Raw genomic sequence first — 18807 nt, 5'->3', positions numbered from 1 at the left:
TTTCACCGGAGATCACCGACCGCAGCGAGTCCGGAACCGGCAGCCGCCCGAGGATGCCATGCACCGCCACCGGATCGGTTGGCGCCACGGCCGCCCCCAGCACCAGACACCAGATCAGCGGCACCTCGATCCCGACCAGCGTGAAGATGACGTGCAGACCCAGCCCCATCAGGCCGGTGAACAGCAGGACGCCCACGGTGGCCAACGCCAGCACCGTCCATTTCCGCTTCAGCAGCGCACACAGATCCTCGTTCACCGCGGCTGCGTAGAGCAGCAGGCTAAGAATGCCGTCGAGCAGGATTGCCGGCAGGCTGATCTGTTGAATCAGATGGCGCAGCCAGTTGCCCACACCCAGGCTCGCGCTGACCAAATCTGCGCCGCTCACCAACAGCGCCAGCGCCAGCCCTTCGAAGAACAGCGCGATGGTGCTGGGCAGCTTCAGCCACTTATAATTGATGAAGCCGAAGGCAGCCGCCAGAGTCAGCAGGATGGCGGCCAGATCGAACGGACCCACGGGCGTTCTCCAAAGAAAGCGGTACAGAATGAGCGGCTGCCCGTCTGATCTCCCGGGGCCGATCTCCCGGACAGGACAAGAAGCGGTTGGCAGATATGATGATCTCGACAACATCAGCGGAGGCGTGAACGTCGCGCCTGCATAAGGAGTCAAGAAAACTACTCCCAAATGGCTAGATGCCGCTGATTGCCACCCATCTTGCGATTGCCTATTCTCGCGCCATGATCTGCGTGAATACCCCTATCTTTTTCCGGACTACCGGGCATCGACGACGCAAACCCGCGGCGGCGGTGTTCGTCGCATGACGACCGATCCGGTCTGGCAGGATGCCGCAAGGCTGCGGCAGGCCGGGGTGTCCGGCAGTCGGGCTCCGGGCGGCCCGGTTCACGGCGATCCGGCTCCGGGCGGGCCGGACGTCTTCACCGGCGGCGGCGAGATGGGCCGGCGGATGCGGGCGATGGACTGGTCGGCCACGCCGCTCGGCCCGGCGGAGGACTGGCCGCAGTCGCTGCGCACCATCGTCAACCTGATGCTGACCTCCAGCTTTCCGATGTTCGCGGTCTGGGGGCCGCAACTGACCTTCCTCTACAACGACAGCTACCGCCCGATCCTGGGCGACAAGCCGGAGGCGCTGGGCCGTCCCTTCGCCGAGGTGTGGGCCGACATCTGGCCCGACCTGTCCCCCCTGGTGGTGCGGGCGCTTGCCGGCGAGGCGACCTATCACGAGGACCGGCTGCTGGTGATGGAGCGGCACGGCTATCGCGAGGAGACCTATTTCACCTTCTCCTACAGCCCGGTGCGCGACGAGACCGACCGCGTCGCCGGCATGTTCTGCGCCTGCACCGAGAACACTGCCCGCGTGCTGGCCGAACGGCGGCTGACTTTCCAGCTCGATCTGGCGGAGCGGCTGCGCGGGCTGAACGACCCGGTCGGCATCACCGCCGCCGCCGCCGAGGCGATCGGCCGCCATCTGCGGGTGGCGCGGGCCGGCTATGGCCGCACCGATCCGACCGGCAGCCTGATCTCGGTCGAGCGCGACTGGAGCGACAGCGGGGTGGCGAGCCTCGCCGGCGAGTCCCGCCTGCTCGACAGCTTCGGCCCGGCGCTGATCGCGGAGCTGCGGGCGGGATACACGCTGCGCGTGGACGACGTCGCCACCGATCCCCGCATCTCCGATCCCCACACCGGTGGTGGCGGACCGGCGGCGGCCTTCGCCGGCATCGGTGCGCGCTCCCTGCTGGTGGTGCCGCTGCTGAAGGCGGGACAGCTGACGGCGATCCTCTATTTGCACGAGACCAAAGCGCGCCATTGGACCGACACCGACGCCGCCCTGGCGGAGGATGTGGCGGAGCGGACCTGGGCCGCGGTGGAACGCGCGCTCGCCGAGGCGGCCTTGCGCGCCGCCAACAAGGCGCTGATGCGCGAACGCGCGGCGGTCGAGGCGGCCAACGCCCGGCTGGCGGCGGAGGGGGAGCGGCTGCGCACCCTGTTCCGGCAGGCGCCGGGCTTCATGTGCGTGCTGCGCGGGCCGGACCATGTCTTCGAGATGGCGAACGACACCTACATGCAACTGGTCGGCCGCCAGGATCTGGTGGACCGCCCGGCGCGCGACGCGCTGCCGGAGGTGGAGGGCCAGGGCTTCTTCGAACTTCTCGACCGCGTCTATGCCAGCGGCGAGACCTTCGTCGGGCGCAACATGCCGATCCGGTTCCAGCGCCGTCCGGGCGAACCGCTGGAAGAACGCTTCCTCACCTTCGTCTATCAGCCGATCCGGGATGAAGACGGGCGCGTCAGCGGCCTGTTCGTGGAGGGCAGCGACGTCACCGAGGCCAAACGGGCGGAGGAGGAGCTGCATCAGCTCAACGCCACGCTGGAGGCCCGCGTCGCCGAGGAGGTGGCGGAGCGCGAGCGCGTCCAGGTCGCCCTGCTGCAGACGCAGAAGACGGAGGCGCTGGGCCAGATGACCGGCGGCGTCGCCCATGACTTCAACAATCTGCTGCAGGCGCTGTCGGGCTGCCTGCACATGATCGAGAAGCGGGCGGAGGGAACGCGCATCCAGCCGCTGGTCGATGCCGGCCGGCAGGCGGTGGACCGCGGCGCCAAGCTGGTGCAGCAGTTGATGGCCTTCGCCCGCCGACAGGCGCTGCGGCCGGAGACGGTCGACCTGCGCGACCGCGTGCTCGGCATGTCGGAGTTGCTGAACCGGGCGCTGCGCGCCGACATCCGGCTGGAGATCGACTTCACCACCGGGCTGTGGCCGGTGGAGGTCGATGCGACCCAACTGGAACTGGCTCTGCTGAACCTCGTGGTCAATGCGCGGGATGCGATGCCCGACGGCGGCGCCCTGACGATCCGGGCGGCCAACGTGATCCTGACGCCCGGCGACGCGCGGGCGCCCCAGGGCGTTTTGGACGGGCTGTCGGGAGAATTCGTGCAGCTGACGGTGAGCGACACCGGCACCGGCATGCCGGCCGACGTGCGGGCGCGCGCCTTCGATCCCTTTTTCACCACCAAGGAGATCGGCAAGGGCAGCGGGCTGGGCCTGTCGCAGGTCTACGGCTTCGCCCGCCATTCCGGCGGAACCGCCTGGATCGAGAGCGAGGAGGGACGCGGCACCACCATCGGCCTGCTGATCCGTCGCTCCGGCACCGCTCCGGCCACGGCGGCCGAGCCGGCGATGGATGAGGCGGGCGCCAGCCGCATCGGCGGCCATGTGCTGGTGGTGGAGGACGACCCCATCGTGGCGCTGACCGTCGCGACCGCGCTGGAGGATGCCGGCTTCACCATCACCCGCGCCACCACCGCCGACGAGGCGCTACCGCTGCTGGAGGCCGGCGGGTTCGATCTGCTGTTCAGCGACGTGGTGATGCCCGGCACCATGAGCGGGGTCGATCTGGCCCGCACCGCGCAACGGCTCCGGCCGGACCTGCCCGTCGTGCTGGCGACCGGCTACAGCGAGGAGGTCGCCCGCGCCACCGGCGTGATGGTGCTGCCGAAACCCTACCGCATCGACCGCTTGGTCGAGGTGCTGGACACGCTGCTGACGGATGCCGGCCGGGTGAGTGTGGGAGCGGTCCCACCCGCCGGGATCCCCTCTCCCCCCTGGGGAGAGGGTTAGGGTGAGGGGGAAGCGCGGCGGCACTCCCCCAAAATCCAGCATGTGCATCCCCCTCACCCCGACCCTCTCCCCGCTTTCGGCGGACCGGAGGTCCGCCTGTCGCGTCAGCGCAAACTCCGTTTGCGCGTGAGCGGGGGAGAGGGGATTGGTGCGAGAGAGAAGGGGACGCCTCTCCGCCTCAATCCCCCGCAGCCGGCTGGGGCATGGCGCCGTGGCCGGGGCGGCGGCGGACGAACAGGCGGTAGACGGCGACGAAGAAGACCGGTACGAACAGAATCGCCAGCACGGTGGCGGAGATCATGCCGCCCATCACGCCGACGCCGATGGCGTTCTGGCTCTCCGACCCGGCGCCGGTGCTGATCGCCAGCGGCAGCACGCCGAGGATGAAGGCCAGAGAGGTCATGATGATCGGGCGCAGGCGCTGACGGCAGGCTTCCGCCGCCGCTTCCTTCAGCTCCATGCCCTGGTCGTACAGCGCCTTGGCGAACTCGACGATCAGGATGGCGTTCTTCGCCGACAGGCCGATGGTGGTCAGCAGGCCGACCTGGAAATAGACGTCGCTCGGCAGGCCGCGCAGCGTCGCCGCGATGACGGCGCCGATGACGCCAAGCGGCACCACCATGATGATCGACACCGGCACCGACCAGCTCTCGTACAGCGCGGCGAGGCAGAGGAAGACGATGATCATCGACAGGGCGTAGAGCGCCGGCGCCTGCGAGCCGCTGAGCCGTTCCTCGTAGGAGAGGCCGGTCCATTCGTAGCCGATGCCCTGCGGCAGCTTCTGCATCATCGCCTCCATCTCGGCCATCGCCTCGCCCGAGCTGATGCCCGGTGCGGCCGATCCCTGGATGTTCAGCGACGAGGAGCCGTTGTAGCGCTCCAGCTTGGGTGAGCCGTAGATCCATTGCGCCGTCGTGAAGGCGGAGAAGGGAACCATCTGGCCGCTGGAATTGCGCACGTACCAGCGATCGATGTCGCTGGGCTGCATGCGATAGGGCGCGTCGGCCTGGAGATAGACCTTCTTCACCCGGCCGCGGTCGATGAAGTCGTTGACGTAGGACGAGCCCCAGGCCGCCGACAGCGTCGTGTTGATGTCGCTGAGCGACAGGCCGAGCGCGCTCGCCTTCTCGCGGTCGATGTCGAGCTTGAACTGCGGCGTGTCCTCCAGCCCGTTGGGGCGGACGCCGACCAGCTTGGGGTTCTGCGCCGCCATGCCGAGCAACTGGTTGCGCGCCTGCATCAGCCGGTCATGGCCCAGCCCGCCGCGGTCGACCAGTTGAAGGTCGAAGCCGGTGGCGTTGCCGAGGCCCGGAACCGACGGCGGCAGGAAGGAGAAGACGACCGCGTCCTTCAGCTTCGACATCGCCCCCATCACCCGGCCGGCGATGGCCTGGGGCTTCTGCGACGGCAGGGGCCGCTCGCTCCAGTCCTTCAGCCGGACGAAGGCCATGCCGGCATTCTGGCCGCGGCCGGAGAAGTTGAAGCCGACGATGGTGAACAGGCCCTCGACGTTGTCCTTCTCCTTTTCCAGGAAATAGGCGGTGACGGTCTTGGCTGTCTCGGCGGTGCGCTGGGAGCTGGCGTTCGGCGGGGCCGACCACAGCACGAACAGCTGGCCGCGGTCCTCCGTCGGCAGGAAGGAGGACGGCATCTGCAGGAACAGATAGCCGAGGCCGCCGAGGATTAGCAGATAGGCGATGAAATAACGGCCCAGACGGTTCACCGCGCCGCGCACGCCGCGGACATAGACCCGGCTGCCGGCGTCGAAGCCACGGTTGAACAGGCCGAAGAAGCCGCCGCGGGCATGGCCGTGTCCAACGGAGACCGGCTTCAGGATGGTGGCGCAGAGCGCCGGCGTCAGCACCAGGGCGACCAGCACCGACAGGGCCATCGCCGAGACGATGGTCAGCGAGAACTGGCGGTAGATGGCGCCGGCCGACCCGCCGAAGAAGGCCATCGGCACGAACACCGCCGACAGAACCAGCGCGATGCCGACCAGCGCGCCGGTGATCTGGTCCATCGACTTGCGCGTCGCCTCGCGCGGGGGAAGTCCCTCCTCGCTCATCACGCGCTCGACATTCTCGACCACGACGATGGCGTCGTCCACCAGCAGGCCGATCGCCAGCACCATGCCGAACATCGTCAGCACGTTGATGGAGAAACCGAAGGCCGACAGCACCCCGAAGGTGCCGAGCAGAACCACCGGCACCGCGATGGTCGGGATCAGCGTCGCGCGGAAATTCTGCAGGAACAGGTACATCACGACGAAGACGAGGACGATCGCCTCGAACAGCGTCTTGATGACCTCATGGATCGACAGCTGGACGAAAGGCGTCGTGTCGTAGGGGTAGATGACCTCGATGCCGGCCGGGAAGAAGGGCTGGAGTTCCGCCACCCGCGCCTTGACCGCAGCGGCGGTGTTCAGCGCGTTGGCGCCGGTCGCCAGCTTGATGCCGACGCCCGCCGCCGGCTTGCCGTTGTAGGCGGCGTTGATCTCGTAGGTCTCCGACCCGATCTCGATCCGCGCCACGTCGCGCAGCCGCACCTGGGAACCGTCGGGGTTCACGCGCAGCAGGATGGCGCCGAACTGCTCCGGCGTCTGCAAGCGGGACTGGGCGGTGATGGTGGCATTGATCTGCTGGCCCGGAACGGCGGGGGCGCCGCCGAGCTGGCCGGCGGAGACCTGGGCGTTCTGGGTCTTGATCGCGTTGGTGACGTCGGTGGTGGTCAGCGCGAAGTTGTTCAGCGCGTCGGGGTCGAGCCAGATGCGCATGGCATGCTGCGGCCCGAAGACGGTGATGTCGCCGACGCCTTCGACACGGCTCAGCGTGTCCTGCAGGTTGGAGGTGACGTAGTCGGCGATGTCGCCCTGGCTGAGGCGGCCGTCGCTCGACACGAAACCGACCACCAGCAGGAAGTCGTTGCCGGCCTTCGACACCTGAATGCCGCGCTGCTGGACCTCCTGCGGCAGCAGGGGAACCGCCAGCTGCAGCTTGTTCTGCACCTGGACCTGGGCGATGTCGGGATTGGCCTCCGGCTCGAAGGTCAGGGTGATGGTGACGTTGCCGGAGGAGTCGCTGTTGGAGGACATGTAGCGGAAATGGTCGAGCCCGGTCATCTTCTGCTCGATGACCTGGGTGACCGTGTCCTCCAGCGTCTTGGCCGAGGCGCCGGGATAGCTGGCGGTGATCGACACCGTCGGCGGTGCGATCTTCGGATATTGCTCGACGGGCAGCCGCAGGATCGCCAGCGCACCCGCCATCATGATGACGATGGCGATGACCCAGGCGAAGACCGGCCGGTCGATGAAGAATTTTGACATGGGAGCGGTTCCTGGGGACGGTGTCCTGGGATCAGCGGGCCGAGGCGGCCTTTTCCGGCAGCGCGGCAAGGGCGTTCTGGGCCGGCACCGGCTTCACCTCGGCACTCGGCTTGACCTTCTGCAGGCCTTCGACCACCACGCGCTCGCCGACGGCAAGCCCGTCCGACACCAGCCAGACATTGCCGACCGCGCGTTCGGTCTTGATGGTGCGCGGGTTCACCTTGTTGTCGGCCCCCACCACCCAGACGCGGGCGGAGCCGTCAGGCCCGCGGGCGACCGCGGCCTGCGGCACGGTGATGGCGTTCTCGGCCACCCCCTGCTCGACGCGGGCGCGGACGAACAGGCCGGGCAGCAGGTCCTTGTTCGGGTTGGGGAAGACCGCGCGCAGCTGGACCGAGCTGGTGCCGGCATCCACCGTCACGTCGGAGAATTGCAGTTCGCCCTTCGCCGGGTAGGCGGTGTCGTCGCCGCTGGCGTTGCTGTTCAGGAACAGCGTCACCGGGATCTTGCCGGGCTCCGCCGGGCGGATGCGGCCGGTCGCCATATCCTCGCGCAGCTTCATCAGCTGCGAGGCGGTCTGCGTCACGTCGACATAGATCGGGTCGAACTGCTGGATGGTGGCCAAGGCCGTCGCCTGGTTGGCGGTGACCAGCGCGCCCTCCGTCACCCCCGACTTGCCGATGCGGCCGGAGATGGGGGCGAACACCTTGGTGTAGTTCAGGTTGATGCTGGCGAGGTTGTAGGCGGCCTTGGCGGCGGCGACCTGCGCCTCGTTCTGCTTCAGCGACGCCTGGACGTCGTCGAAGTCCTGCTTGCTGACCACGCTGTTCTTGACCAGATCGCCGTAGCGCGACGCCTTGTTGCGGGCGGCCTGCAGGTTGGCCTCCGCCTTCTGGACATCGGCCTGGGCGCTCGCCAGCGACGCCTCGTAGGTGGCGGGGTCGATCTGATAGAGCTGGTCGCCGGCCTTGACGTCGCTGCCCTCGCGGAACAGGCGCTTCAGCACGATGCCGCTGACCTGCGGCCGGATTTCGGCGATCCGGTAGGCGGCGGTGCGGCCCGGAAGCTCCGTGGTCACGGTCAGGCGCTGAGGCTCGATGGTGAGGACCGACACCTCCGGCGGGCCGCCGCCCTGGGGCTGTCCGCCCGCCTGCTTCTGCTGGTTGCAGCCGGCGAGCAGCGCGATCAGGCAGGCCGCCGCGGCCAGCGTCATGAATGGATTGGATCTGGACATCTCTTTCCTCGTCTCGGCGCCGCGCGTCGGCGGACCCGTCTCCCTGCTACGCCGGGCTTCGGTTGGTCCGGCACATCCCCGTTGCTTAGTACTGTCTCATACAGTACAGTGTACCAGACGATACATTCAGAATGCTGCAGCGCGCAAGGGGGTTCCGCAATGCCCGATACGGGGCTGGATGGAAGGGGGGTGGATTACGGCGCCGGAACGGGCACCCGCGGCCATGCGCGCTGCCGGGCTCTGCTGGATGCCGCGGCGGCGCTGTTCGTCGAGAAGGGCTATGACGGTACGTCGCTCAGCGATGTGCTGCGGCTCGCCGGCGGGTCGCGCACGACGCTCTATGCCCATTTCGGCGACAAGGACGGACTGTTCCGCGCCATGATGGAGGAACATTGCGCCCGGGTGCTGGACGGCATGGCACCGGACGCCCTCGCCTTGGATGCCCCCGCCGGCAGTGTTTCGGAGCAGGTTGCCGATCCGGAAGAGCGGCTGGTCCGCATCGCGCTGCACATCATGCATGCGCTGACGGAGCCGCAAACGACGGCGATCCTGCGCACGCTGATTTCCGAAGGCGCCCGCATTCCCGCCCTCGTCGAGACCTTCGTCCGCGCCGGGCCGGAACGGACGCGCGAGCGTATTGCCGGCTGCCTGCGCCAACTGGCGGAGGCAGGGCGGATCCGCGTCTCCGACCCCGATGCGGCGGCTCAGGCCTTCTGCGGCATGGTGACCGGCAACCTCCTGATGGAACGGCTGATCCTGCCCGACCGGCCGGTCGATATGCTGGCGGTGGAGGCTTATGTGCGCACCTGCGTCCGTCTGTTCCTTCGCGGTGCCGCCCCGCCTCCGTCGGCCTCCTGACGGCACTGCGACCCGACCACGTTCCCGAACCGACCGCCAAGCAAGAGGCCCGTAGAATGCCCCCAGGAATGCCGAAGGACATCGTCGTTTTCATCGAGGCGGATGAGGAGCGGGCCGGCCGGCTTGCCTATGCCGCCGCCCTGGCGCAAAGCTGGCAGGCGCACCTGATCGCCACCTTCGTCGTCAACCGGCTGGAACTGTCCCCCGGCAGCGGCTTCGCCCGCGGCGGCGGATTGGAAGCCATGCTGCGCCAGCATCATACCACCACCCGCAACGCGGCGGCGGCGGCCCGGACGCAGTTCGACCGCATCGTCGCCGACACCGGCATCAGCGGCGAATGGCGCCTGTCCGACCATGAGGATGGCGAGGCGCTGATGCTTCATGCCCGCCATGCCAGCCTCGCCATCGTCGGCCCGCCGCAGCGGCCGACCCGGCCGACGCGGATGCTCAGCCTGTCGGAGGATGTGATCTTCGCCTCCGGCCGCCCCACCCTGCTTCTGCCGACGGGATGGCCGTCGCACCGCATCGGCCGGCACATCGTCGTCGGCTGGAACGGCAGCCGCGAGGCCGCGACCGCCATCGCGCTTTCCATGCCGTTCCTGAGCGCGGCGGACGTGGTGCATCTGGTCGTGGTGCCGGAAGCGCGCCCGAACGGGCTGCTTGGCGGCGATCCGGGGGCCGACATGTCCCGCCATCTGGCCCGCAACGGGGTTGAGGTGGTGTTGGATCAGCGCCCCGGCACCGATGCCGGCACCGTGCTGCTGGACCATGCGCGCACCGTGGACGCCGACCTGCTGGTGATGGGCGCCTATGGCCGGCCGCGGATCAGCGAGTTCGTGTTCGGCGGGACGACCCGGACGGTTCTGGCAAAGGCGAACACGCCGATCCTTCTGTCGCGATGACGTTGCCGAAGGGGGACCCCTGCGTCTTTTTTGCAAATCGCACCGGTCCCTCCTTCCGGTGCAGACGTTCTACATTCGCGCACGCGCAATGGCGTGGAACGAACAATCAGACCGGACGCGGGCGCCGCCGCGCCGGAGGAAAGCGCATCATGACGAGCAGCAGCCACAAGGCCGATGTCGCCGCCGGAGCCACTGCGGGACCATCGGTGGCCGGCCCCGCCACCTGCGGACCGCGCGGAATGGCGCGCCGGCAGGCCATCCTGACCGCCGCCCGGCGGCTGTTCATCGAGAAGGGATTCGAGAAGACCACGCTCAGCGACATCATCGCCGTGGCCGGCGGCTCCCGCGCCACGCTGTACGAGCATTTCGGCGACAAGGAAGGCCTGTTCCGCGCGATCATGGAGGAGGACAACGCCATGATCCTCTCCGGCCTCGCCCCCGCCCAGGCCGACGACCGCGTCACGCCGGAGGCGGGGCTGACCGCCTTCGCCCTGCATCTGGTCAAGGCCCTGCTGAACGAGGAGACGACCGGCACGGTCCGCATCCTGATCTCCGAAGGCGACCGCGTGCCGGACATCGCCGAGGCTTTCTTCCACATCGGCCCGGAAAACGCCATCCGCCGCCTTGCCGAATATCTGCAACGGCTGTCGGACAGCGGCACCTTGAAGATCGAGGATTCGGCGGTGGCCGCCCAGGCCTTCCTGGGCATGGTCACCGGCAACCTGCTGATGCGCCGCCTGATCCTGCCGCAGAGCGCGCCGGCCATCCCCGACCTGGACCGTTATGTCCGGCAGGCGGTGCGGCTGTTCCTGAGCGGGGCGCGCGTGGCGGGGACGACCCGCGATTGACCTCGGCCGCGTCCATGGCACATGTAATTGGCGTATACATGGAGTGCCGCGACATGCAGCAGCGCAAGGAAGTTCGCCTGTTCCGCAACAACCGCAGCCAAGCCGTGCGCATTCCGGTGGAGTTCGAACTTCCCGGAGATACGGTGTTCATCAGTCGCGACGGGGATCGACTGATCATCGAGCCGGTTCGGAAGAAAGGGCTTCTGGCGCTGCTTGAAAGCTGGGAACTGCAGGGCGAGGAGTTCCCGGAGATCGAGGACAGAGCTGCCGTCCCCAAGAACATTTTCTGAGGCGCCACATCTCGACGCCATCCTGGTGACCGCCCAGCGCCCTCAAATCGTCTCCGCGGCCTCCTCGCCCACGCCTTGGTCGCGGTTGGCCTTGGTCAGCGGTTCGGCGATGTCCTCCAGACCCTTGCCTTCGGCGTCGACGCCATAGACCAGGGCGACCATCCCGCCGAACATCATCACCACCGATCCCACCACGTAGCCCCAGAACAGCGGGTCGCGCTCGGTCCCCTCCCCCACCAGCAGGCCGAACAGCAGCGGGCCGGTGGAGCCAACCACCTGGGCGATGGCGAAGAAGTAGGAGATCGCCTGAGCCCGGACCTCGAGCGGGAAGATCTCGCTGACCGTCAGATAGGCGGACGAGGCGCCGGCCGACGCGAAGAAGAAGGAGACGCACCAGAAGATCGTGTGCGTGTTCGCCGTCAGCACCCCCTGGCGGAACAGGAAGGCCGAGACCAGCAGCACCACGCCCGCCAGCAGATAGGTGCCGAAGATCATCCACCGCCGACCCACCGTGTCGAACAGCGGCCCCAGCAGCAGCGGCCCGATCAGGTTGCCGGCAGCGAAGGGGAAGAAATAGAGCGCCGTCTGCGACGGATCGAAATGGTAGAAATTCTGCAGAACCAGGGCATAGGTGAAGAAGATCGCGTTGTAGAGGAAGGACTGCGTCACCATCATCGTCACGCCCAGGAAGGTGCGCGACGGGTATTGCCGGAAGAACACGTCGACCAGTTGGGCGTAGGTCACCGAATCTTCCGGAATGATGCACATGGCCCGCTTCAGATCGACCGGCGGCACCGTCCGTCCCTGCGCGCGCACGCTGGCCTCGATGTCGTCGACGATGCGCTCGGCTTCGTCCTCCATGCCGTGGGTGACCATCCAGCGCGGGCTCTCCGGGATGTGCCGGCGCAGATAGATGATGATGAGGCCCAGCAGCGGGCCGATGAAGAAAGCGATGCGCCAGCCGATATTTTCCGGGACCAGCGAATGGTCGAGCAGGAAGACGCTGCCGACCGCGCCGATCATCGCGCCGCCCCAATAGGTGCCGTTGATGGCGATGTCGACCCGGCCGCGGAAGCGCGCGGGGATCAGCTCATCGATGGCGGAGTTGACGGCGGCATACTCACCGCCGATGCCCATCCCGGCGATGAAGCGCCAGACATAGAGGAACCAGGGCGTCCAGGCGAAACCGGCAATGCCCGACGCGATCAGGTAGAGCGCCAGCGTGGTGATGAACAGCTTCTTGCGCCCCCAGCGGTCGGTCAGCCGGCCGAAGACCAACGCGCCCACCACCTGCCCCATCAGGTAGACGGTGCCGGCGAACCCGACCTCGGCGCTCGACATGCCCAAGCTTTCCTTGTAGCCGGAGGCGGAGATCAGCTGGATTTCGATGCCGTCGAGAATCCAGCTGACACCCAGCCCAACCACCACCATCCAGTGGAAGCGCGCCCAGGGCAGCCGGTCCATCCGGGCGGGGACGAGGCTGCTCACCGCGGCGGTGCTCCTGACGGCGCCCGTGACGGCATTTGTTCCTGCGGTCATGTCGGGGGCTCCTCGAGGCTGACGGTCGGGTGGCGTTCCGGTGTCCGGTGAAACGCCCTGCGCCGCCGGAAGGTTTCCGCACATGCTGGACCCGATCAAATGTCTGGGCTGCAAATCATCACGGCACTCCTCATTTCCCGTTGCGCTTTTGGATCGATCCAATTACCGTGTACGAACACTGAGAGAGCGGGACTGCCGTCGTCGCGGCGTCCCGGCGGTCCGGGTGAGGCTTCCCCGGACGACAGCCCAAGCGGACAAAGGCAATCCGCGCGACGCCGGCCATCAAGGGCGGCGCGACGCGGGTGCGGAGGAACGCCCGTGACCTACGATTTTCAATTCGACGCGGTGTTCGCGTCGTGGGATTACCTGCTCGACGGCGCTTGGCTGACCGTCAGGCTGTCGTTCGGCGCCATGGCCATCGGCTTGGTGATCGCCATCGTTTGCGCACTCGGCAAGACCTCCGGGCCGAAGCCGGTGCGCTGGCTGATCAACGCCTATATCGAGGTCATCCGCAACACGCCCTTCCTGGTGCAGATCTTCCTGATCTTCTTCGGGCTGCCGAGCATCGGCCTCAGGCTGTCGCCGGATGTGGCGGCGCTGATCGCGATGGTCGTCAATGTCGGCGCCTATGCCACCGAAATCATCCGCGCCGGCATCGAATCCATCCATAAGGGCCAGATCGAAGCCGGGCTGGCCTTGGGCCTGCGGCCGCTGCAGGTCTTCCGCTATGTCGTGCTGAAGCCGGCTCTGCGCACGGTCTATCCGGCGCTGACCAGCCAGTTCATCCTGCTGATGCTGAGTTCCAGCGTGGTGTCCGCCATCTCCGCCGACGAGCTGACCTCGGTCGCCAACAACATCCAGTCGCAGACCTTCCGCAGCTTCGAGATCTACATCGTGGTGACCGGCATCTATCTGGTGCTGGCGCTGATGTTCTCGGCGCTGTTCGCCGGCATCTACCGGCTGGCCTTCGCCTATACCGTCGACCGGCGCTGAAGGAGGCTGCCCCATGATCCGCGCCTTCGGATACAACGAATTCCTTTTCCTGCTCAGCGCCGTGCAATGGACGCTGCTGCTGTCGGTCATCGCCTTCATCGGCGGCGGCATCGTCGGGCTGTTCGTGGCGCTGGGCCGCACGTCCGACGTGAAGCCGCTGCGCTTGCTGGCGACCGGCTACATCCAGGTCTTCCAGGGCACGCCGCTGCTGATGCAGCTGTTCCTGGTCTTCTTCGGCGCCACCGTGATCGGCATCGACATGAGCCCGTGGGTCGCTGCGGCGGTAGGGCTGACGCTGAACACCAGCGCCTTCCTGGGCGAGATCTGGCGCGGCTGCATCCAGTCGGTGCCGCGCGGTCAGTGGGAGGCGGCGTCGGCGCTCGGCCTGCGCTATCCCGGCCTGATGCGCTACGTGATCCTGCCGCAGGCGGTGAAGGTCGCGGTGCCGCCGACCGTGGGCTATCTGGTCCAGGTCATCAAGGGCACCTCGCTGGCCGCCATCATCGGCTTCGTCGAGCTGACCCGCGCCGGACAGATCGTCAACAACGCCACCTTCCAGCCCTTCCTGGTCTTCAGCATCGTCGCCGCGATCTATTTTGCGCTGTGCTGGCCGCTGTCGCTGTTGAGTCAGCGTCTGGAAGCCCGCTACGCCGCGCCTTCCCGTTAAATCCCTAAAAACACTCGCACTTGGAGGAAACACCCATGGCCTTCACCGTCACCCGCCGCCTCGTCGTCGCCGGCGCCCTGATGTCCGCCGCGGCTATCGCTTTTGGCGGCCTGACCGCCACCGCGCACGCCCAGAGCGTCGAGGAGATCAAGGGCAAGGGCAAGCTGACCATCGGCATGCTGGTCGACTTCCCGCCCTTCGGCATCACCAACAGCGAAGGCAAGCCGGACGGTTACGACGCCGACGTCGCCAAGCTGATGGCCAAGCACATGGGCGTGCCGGTCGACATCGTGCCGGTGACCGGGCCGAACCGCATCCCCTACCTGCTGACCGGCAAGGTCGACGTGCTGGTCGCCTCGCTCGGCGTCACGCCGGAGCGCGCCAAGCAGGTCGCCTTCTCCGAGCCCTATGCGGCGATCGAGATCGGGCTGCTCGCCCCGCAGAAGTCGGCGGTCAAGAAGCCTGAAGACCTGTCGGGCAAGAGCGTCGGCGTCGCCCGCGCCAGCACGCAGGACCAGTCGCTGAGCGCGGTGGCGCCCAAGGATGCCCGCATCATGCGCTTCGACGACGACGCCAGCGCCGTGCAGGCCCTGCTGTCCGGTCAGGTCGATGCGCTGGGTGTCAGCAACGTGGTGGCGCAGCAGATCAAGACGATGGCGCCGCAGGCCAATTACGAGATGAAGTTCGTGCTGAAGAGCCAGGTGCAGGGCATCGCCCTTCGCCAGGGCCAGGACAAGCTGATGGGCTGGGTCAACGGCTTCCTCGACACCGTGAAGAAGAACGGCGAGCTGAACGCCATTCATCAGAAGTGGCTGGGCACCGACCTGCCGGCGGCGGTCACCGCCAGCAAGTCCTAAATCGAACGAAGCGCAATCCCCGGTGGAGGTTACGACCATGACAATGGCGTCTGAGCCGACGCGCGACGGCGTCGCGCCCGCGATGAGCGCGGATGTCGTCATCCGCATGGAAGGCGTCCAGAAATGGTACGATCATTTCCAGGTGCTGAAGGACATCGACCTGGAGGTCCACCGGGGTGAGCGCATCGTCATCTGCGGCCCGTCCGGATCGGGCAAATCGACCCTGATCCGCTGCATCAACCAGCTGGAACGCCACCAGAAGGGCCGGATCACCGTCAACGGCGTCGAGCTGGGGCCGCATCACCGCCAGCTCGACACCGTCCGGCGCGAGGTCGGCATGGTGTTCCAGAGCTTCAACCTGTTCCCGCACCTGACCGTGCTGGAGAACTGCATGCTGGCGCCGATGAAGGTGCGCGGCACGACCAAGGCCGAGGCGAAGGCCACCGCCATCCGGTATCTGGAGCGGGTCCGCATCCCCGAACAGGCCGACAAATACCCCGGCCAGCTGTCGGGCGGCCAGCAGCAGCGCGTCGCCATCGCGCGGTCGCTGTGCATGAACCCGAAGGTGATGCTGTTCGACGAGCCGACCTCCGCACTGGATCCGGAGATGGTGAAGGAGGTGCTCGACACCATGATCGGGCTGGCGGAAGACGGCATGACCATGCTGTGCGTGACGCACGAGATGGGGTTCGCCAAGTCGGTCGCCCACCGCGTGATCTTCATGGACCGTGGCGAGATCGTCGAGCAGAACACGCCGGAGGAATTCTTCACCGATCCGAAATCGGAGCGGACCCGAAGCTTCCTCGGCCAGATCCTGGCTCACTGAGGATTTTTTGTTCCACCAAGGACGAATTGCGATGAAGCCCGAAATCCTTCTGGTCGAACCCATGATGCCCGCCATCGAGCAGGCTCTGGATGCGGCCTACACCGTCCACCGCCTGTCCGCCGCTGCGGATCGCGACCGGCTGATCGCCGAGGTCGCCGACCGGGTGCGCGCCGTCGTCACCGGCGGCGGGACCGGCGTGAAGAAGGCGGTGGTCGAGGCGCTGCCCAATCTCGGGATCGTCACCATCAACGGCGTCGGCACCGACGCGGTCGATCTGGAGCATGCCCGCGGCCGCGGCGTGCGCGTCACCAACACGCCGGACGTGCTGACCGACGACGTCGCCGACCTCGCCATCGGGCTGATGATCGCCGCCTCGCGCCGGATGATGGTGGGCGACCGCTTCGTCCGCGCCGGAAACTGGCCGAAGGGCAAGCTGCCGCTGGCCCGCAAGGTCAGCGGCAAGCGGCTGGGCGTGCTGGGTCTGGGCCGCATCGGCGAGGCGATCGCCAAGCGCGCGGAAGCCTTCGGCATGACCATCGCCTACACGAACCGCAAGCCGCGCGACGGCATGTCCTACCGCTTCGTCGCCTCGCCGGTCGAACTGGCGCGGGAGAGCGACATCCTGATGGTCGCAGCCTCGGCCGGGGCGGACGCCCGCAACATGGTCGGCCGCGCCGTGCTCGACGCGCTGGGACCGGACGGGCTGCTGGTCAACGTCGCCCGCGGCAGCGTGGTGGATGAGCCGGAGCTGCTGGCCGCCCTGACCGAGGGCCGGATCGGCGGCGCCGCGCTGGATGTCTTCGCCGACGAGCCGAATGTGCCGGAGGGTTTCTACGGCCTCGACAACGTCGTCCTCCAGCCGCATCAGGCCAGCGCCACGGTGGAGACGCGGATGGCGATGGGCCAGCTGGTGCTGGACAATCTGGAAGCCTTCTTCGCCGGCCGGCCGCTGCCGACCGCCGTGGTGTGAGGCACCGCCGCCGTGGCCAGAGCGCCCGATAGCAGCAAACCGGCCAGCAGCAAACCGGCCACCGGCAAGATGGAAAGCGTCACCCTGACGGAGGTCGCCGGCCATGCCGGGGTGTCGCGCTCGACCGTGTCGCTGGTGCTGCGCGGCAGCCCGCTGGTGGCGGCGGAAACGCGGGAGCGGGTCCAGGCCGCCATGGCGGCGCTCGGCTACATCTACAACCGCGGCGCCGCCAACCTGCGCGCCGCCCGCACCCACACGGTCGGGCTGCTGGTCTGCGAGTTGAACAACCCCTTCTATGCCGAGCTGACGGCGGGGGTGGACGACGTGCTGGACACCGAAGGCTTCGTCGCCTTCATCGCCAACACCGCCGAGCAGCCGGAACGCCAGGACCGCTTCCTGCAGCGGATGCGGGAGCACAATGTCGACGGGGTGATCCTCTGCCCCGCCGCCGGGACGCAAGCCGAGCTGCTCGACCGGCTCGACCGCTGGCGATTGCCCTGCGTGCAGGCCCTGCGCTTCGTCTCGGATCCGGGACGGGATTATGCGGGCGTGGATTACCAGGCGGGCATGGAGACGGTGACCGAGCATCTCATTTCGCTGGGTCACCGGCGGATCGCCTTCGTCGGCGGGACACTGGACCATTCCGCCTATGCAGCGCGAAATGCCGGCTTCACGGCGGCGATGCGGCGGCATGGGCTGGCCGACGATCTGGTGCTGCGCTGCCCGCTGACCCGGCGGGCTGGCGCCGAAGTGGTGGGTGCCCTGCTCAACCGGGCCGAACCGCCGACGGCGGCACTGTGCTACAACGACGTGGTGGCGCTCGGCCTGATGCTGGGGCTGGAGGCGCGCGGTCTGAGGGCCGGGCGCGATCTGGCCGTCACCGGCTTCGACGACGTGCCGGAGGCCGCACTCAGCCGGCCGGCGCTGACCACCGTCGCCACCTCCGCAAGGCAGATCGGGCAGGAAGCCGCCCGGCTGCTGCTGCGCCGCATCGCCGACCCGCAAGGTCCACCCGAGCGGATCATCCTGCCGAGCCGACTGGTCGTCCGCCAATCCTGCGGCGCTCCCAGCGACTCCCTGGGCGGCGTCCCCTCCCCTTCCCCTCACCACAGAGACTTGCCATGACCGATACCGTCGAGGCCCTGATCGCTGCGCGCGAGACCCGCCAGTGGCTGACCGGGCTGGACAATCGCCCGACGACCGAAGCGGAGGCCTATGCGATCCAGGACGCCGTCGCCCGCCGCCTGGGTCCAGTGACCGCCTGGAAGGTCGGCGCCGTGACGCCAGACGCGGAGCCCTTCCGCGCGCCGATCAACGCCGCCACCGTCTTCGAGGGCACCGACCATCTGCCGGCCAAGATCTTCCAGGTCATCGGGGTGGAGGCGGAGATCGCCTACCGCTTCGCCCGCGACCTGCCGGTGCGCGAGCAGCCCTACAGCCGCGAAGAGGTGCTGGACGCCGTCGCCTCGGTCCATCCGGCCTGGGAGATCGTCGATACCCGCTTCGCCGGGTTCGGCAGCCAGGACCGGCTCAGCCACATGGCCGACCAGTTCAACCACGGGGCGCTCATCGTCGGGCCGGCCATCGCCGACTGGCGCTCGCTCGACCCGCTGAAGGAAACGGTGACGCTGGAGGTCGACGGCGAGACCAAGGTCGATGTCGTCGGCGGCAACAGCGCCGGCGATCCGGTCCGGCTGCTGGTGTGGATGGCCAATGTCGGCACCCGCAGCTTCGGCGGCCTGCATGCGGGAGAGGTGGTGACCACCGGATCCTGCACCGGCACCGTCTTCGTCGAGCCCGGCAGCCGGTCGGTCGCCCGCTACGGCACCATGGGCACCATCACGCTGAAGGTCGATTGAGCGGGGAAAG

Annotated in this window: 16 protein-coding genes (1 of these 16 running past the window's edge); 12 read left to right on the top strand and 4 right to left on the bottom strand. The window is 67.8% G+C overall.

Annotation, left to right across the window (positions count from 1 at the left end):
- Positions 1 to 514 carry the 5' portion of a cation:proton antiporter gene (locus M5E06_RS34525; protein WP_252142116.1) on the bottom strand. Its footprint begins 746 nt before the window's first position, so only the first 514 of its 1260 coding nucleotides appear in the window; its start codon is at positions 512 to 514; its stop codon lies off the left edge, out of view.
- Between the two features lie 301 nt (positions 515 to 815).
- Between M5E06_RS34525 and M5E06_RS34520 the strand changes: the two genes are divergently transcribed.
- Positions 816 to 3632 carry a PAS domain-containing protein gene (locus M5E06_RS34520; RefSeq protein ID WP_252142115.1) on the top strand — a complete coding sequence of 939 codons (2817 nt, stop codon included), beginning with the start codon at positions 816 to 818 and terminating at the stop codon, positions 3630 to 3632.
- A gap of 178 nt (positions 3633 to 3810) precedes the next feature.
- Here M5E06_RS34520 and M5E06_RS34515 read toward each other — a convergent pair whose 3' ends face one another.
- Positions 3811 to 6954: an efflux RND transporter permease subunit gene (locus M5E06_RS34515; protein ID WP_252142114.1), complete on the bottom strand. Its 3144-nt coding sequence runs from the start codon at positions 6952 to 6954 to the stop codon at positions 3811 to 3813.
- Between the two features lie 31 nt (positions 6955 to 6985).
- Positions 6986 to 8188 (bottom strand): efflux RND transporter periplasmic adaptor subunit, encoded by a 1203-nt coding sequence (locus tag M5E06_RS34510; RefSeq protein ID WP_252142113.1) that lies wholly within the window; start codon positions 8186 to 8188, stop codon positions 6986 to 6988.
- Positions 8189 to 8347: 159 nt separating this feature from the next.
- Here M5E06_RS34510 and M5E06_RS34505 point away from each other — a divergent pair, with 159 nt between their 5' ends.
- The 4 genes from M5E06_RS34505 (at position 8348) to M5E06_RS34490 (ending at position 11086) form a co-directional block, all read left to right on the top strand.
- Positions 8348 to 9046: a TetR/AcrR family transcriptional regulator gene (locus M5E06_RS34505; RefSeq protein WP_252142112.1), complete on the top strand. Its 699-nt coding sequence runs from the start codon at positions 8348 to 8350 to the stop codon at positions 9044 to 9046.
- Between the two features lie 56 nt (positions 9047 to 9102).
- Positions 9103 to 9948, top strand: a complete 846-nt coding sequence (locus M5E06_RS34500) for a universal stress protein (RefSeq protein WP_252142111.1) — start codon at positions 9103 to 9105, stop codon at positions 9946 to 9948.
- A gap of 149 nt (positions 9949 to 10097) precedes the next feature.
- Positions 10098 to 10796, top strand: coding sequence for a TetR/AcrR family transcriptional regulator (locus tag M5E06_RS34495; protein WP_252142110.1), 699 nt, complete (start codon positions 10098 to 10100; stop codon positions 10794 to 10796).
- Positions 10797 to 10849: 53 nt separating this feature from the next.
- On the top strand, positions 10850 to 11086 hold the full coding sequence (locus M5E06_RS34490; protein WP_502802035.1) for an antitoxin: 237 nt from the start codon (positions 10850 to 10852) through the stop codon (positions 11084 to 11086).
- 42 nt (positions 11087 to 11128) lie between these two features.
- On the opposite strand, the gene M5E06_RS34485 is transcribed toward M5E06_RS34490, so the two are convergent.
- Positions 11129 to 12625 (bottom strand): MFS transporter, encoded by a 1497-nt coding sequence (locus tag M5E06_RS34485; RefSeq protein ID WP_252142109.1) that lies wholly within the window; start codon positions 12623 to 12625, stop codon positions 11129 to 11131.
- Between the two features lie 318 nt (positions 12626 to 12943).
- Between M5E06_RS34485 and M5E06_RS34480 the strand changes: the two genes are divergently transcribed.
- From M5E06_RS34480 to M5E06_RS34450, 7 genes are read left to right on the top strand one after another with little or no spacing between them, the layout of a single operon-like run.
- Positions 12944 to 13618: an amino acid ABC transporter permease gene (locus M5E06_RS34480; RefSeq protein WP_109074732.1), complete on the top strand. Its 675-nt coding sequence runs from the start codon at positions 12944 to 12946 to the stop codon at positions 13616 to 13618.
- 13 nt (positions 13619 to 13631) lie between these two features.
- Positions 13632 to 14285 (top strand): amino acid ABC transporter permease, encoded by a 654-nt coding sequence (locus M5E06_RS34475; protein ID WP_109150975.1) that lies wholly within the window; start codon positions 13632 to 13634, stop codon positions 14283 to 14285.
- A 35-nt stretch (positions 14286 to 14320) separates the two neighbouring features.
- Positions 14321 to 15142 carry a transporter substrate-binding domain-containing protein gene (locus M5E06_RS34470; protein ID WP_252142108.1) on the top strand — a complete coding sequence of 274 codons (822 nt, stop codon included), beginning with the start codon at positions 14321 to 14323 and terminating at the stop codon, positions 15140 to 15142.
- 37 nt (positions 15143 to 15179) lie between these two features.
- Entirely contained in the window at positions 15180 to 15968 is a 789-nt protein-coding gene (locus M5E06_RS34465; protein ID WP_286209137.1) for an amino acid ABC transporter ATP-binding protein, read from the top strand.
- A 31-nt stretch (positions 15969 to 15999) separates the two neighbouring features.
- A complete protein-coding gene (locus M5E06_RS34460; RefSeq protein WP_252142107.1) occupies positions 16000 to 16938 on the top strand; it encodes a 2-hydroxyacid dehydrogenase in 939 nt (312 codons plus the stop codon).
- Positions 16939 to 16950: 12 nt separating this feature from the next.
- Positions 16951 to 18063, top strand: coding sequence for a LacI family DNA-binding transcriptional regulator (locus M5E06_RS34455; protein WP_252142106.1), 1113 nt, complete (start codon positions 16951 to 16953; stop codon positions 18061 to 18063).
- Complete coding sequence (locus M5E06_RS34450) at positions 18060 to 18797, top strand: 2-keto-4-pentenoate hydratase (protein WP_252142105.1); 738 nt, start codon at positions 18060 to 18062, stop codon at positions 18795 to 18797. Before M5E06_RS34455 ends, M5E06_RS34450 begins: the two co-directional genes overlap by 4 nt.
- The last annotated feature ends 10 nt before the right edge of the window (positions 18798 to 18807 follow it).

It is taken from the genome of Azospirillum sp. A1-3 (assembly GCF_023806445.1).
Taxonomy (GTDB): Bacteria; Pseudomonadota; Alphaproteobacteria; order Azospirillales; family Azospirillaceae; genus Azospirillum.
Note: the sequence above shows the minus strand (reverse complement) of the source record. Positions and strands in the feature narration are given on the sequence as shown.

What these genes read in the sequence shown, in the direction of transcription:
- M5E06_RS34450 (WP_252142105.1), top strand. Translation starts at nt 18,060, where the DNA reads ATGACCGATACCGTCGAGGCCCTGATCGCTGCGCGCGAGACCCGCCAG.
- M5E06_RS34515 (WP_252142114.1), bottom strand. Translation starts at nt 6,954, where the DNA reads ATGTCAAAATTCTTCATCGACCGGCCGGTCTTCGCCTGGGTCATCGCC.
- M5E06_RS34510 (WP_252142113.1), bottom strand. Translation starts at nt 8,188, where the DNA reads ATGTCCAGATCCAATCCATTCATGACGCTGGCCGCGGCGGCCTGCCTG.
- M5E06_RS34500 (WP_252142111.1), top strand. Translation starts at nt 9,103, where the DNA reads ATGCCCCCAGGAATGCCGAAGGACATCGTCGTTTTCATCGAGGCGGAT.
- M5E06_RS34520 (WP_252142115.1), top strand. Translation starts at nt 816, where the DNA reads ATGACGACCGATCCGGTCTGGCAGGATGCCGCAAGGCTGCGGCAGGCC.
- M5E06_RS34495 (WP_252142110.1), top strand. Translation starts at nt 10,098, where the DNA reads ATGACGAGCAGCAGCCACAAGGCCGATGTCGCCGCCGGAGCCACTGCG.
- M5E06_RS34460 (WP_252142107.1), top strand. Translation starts at nt 16,000, where the DNA reads ATGAAGCCCGAAATCCTTCTGGTCGAACCCATGATGCCCGCCATCGAG.
- M5E06_RS34485 (WP_252142109.1), bottom strand. Translation starts at nt 12,625, where the DNA reads ATGACCGCAGGAACAAATGCCGTCACGGGCGCCGTCAGGAGCACCGCC.
- M5E06_RS34475 (WP_109150975.1), top strand. Translation starts at nt 13,632, where the DNA reads ATGATCCGCGCCTTCGGATACAACGAATTCCTTTTCCTGCTCAGCGCC.
- M5E06_RS34465 (WP_286209137.1), top strand. Translation starts at nt 15,180, where the DNA reads ATGACAATGGCGTCTGAGCCGACGCGCGACGGCGTCGCGCCCGCGATG.
- M5E06_RS34505 (WP_252142112.1), top strand. Translation starts at nt 8,348, where the DNA reads ATGCCCGATACGGGGCTGGATGGAAGGGGGGTGGATTACGGCGCCGGA.
- M5E06_RS34470 (WP_252142108.1), top strand. Translation starts at nt 14,321, where the DNA reads ATGGCCTTCACCGTCACCCGCCGCCTCGTCGTCGCCGGCGCCCTGATG.
- M5E06_RS34490 (WP_502802035.1), top strand. Translation starts at nt 10,850, where the DNA reads ATGCAGCAGCGCAAGGAAGTTCGCCTGTTCCGCAACAACCGCAGCCAA.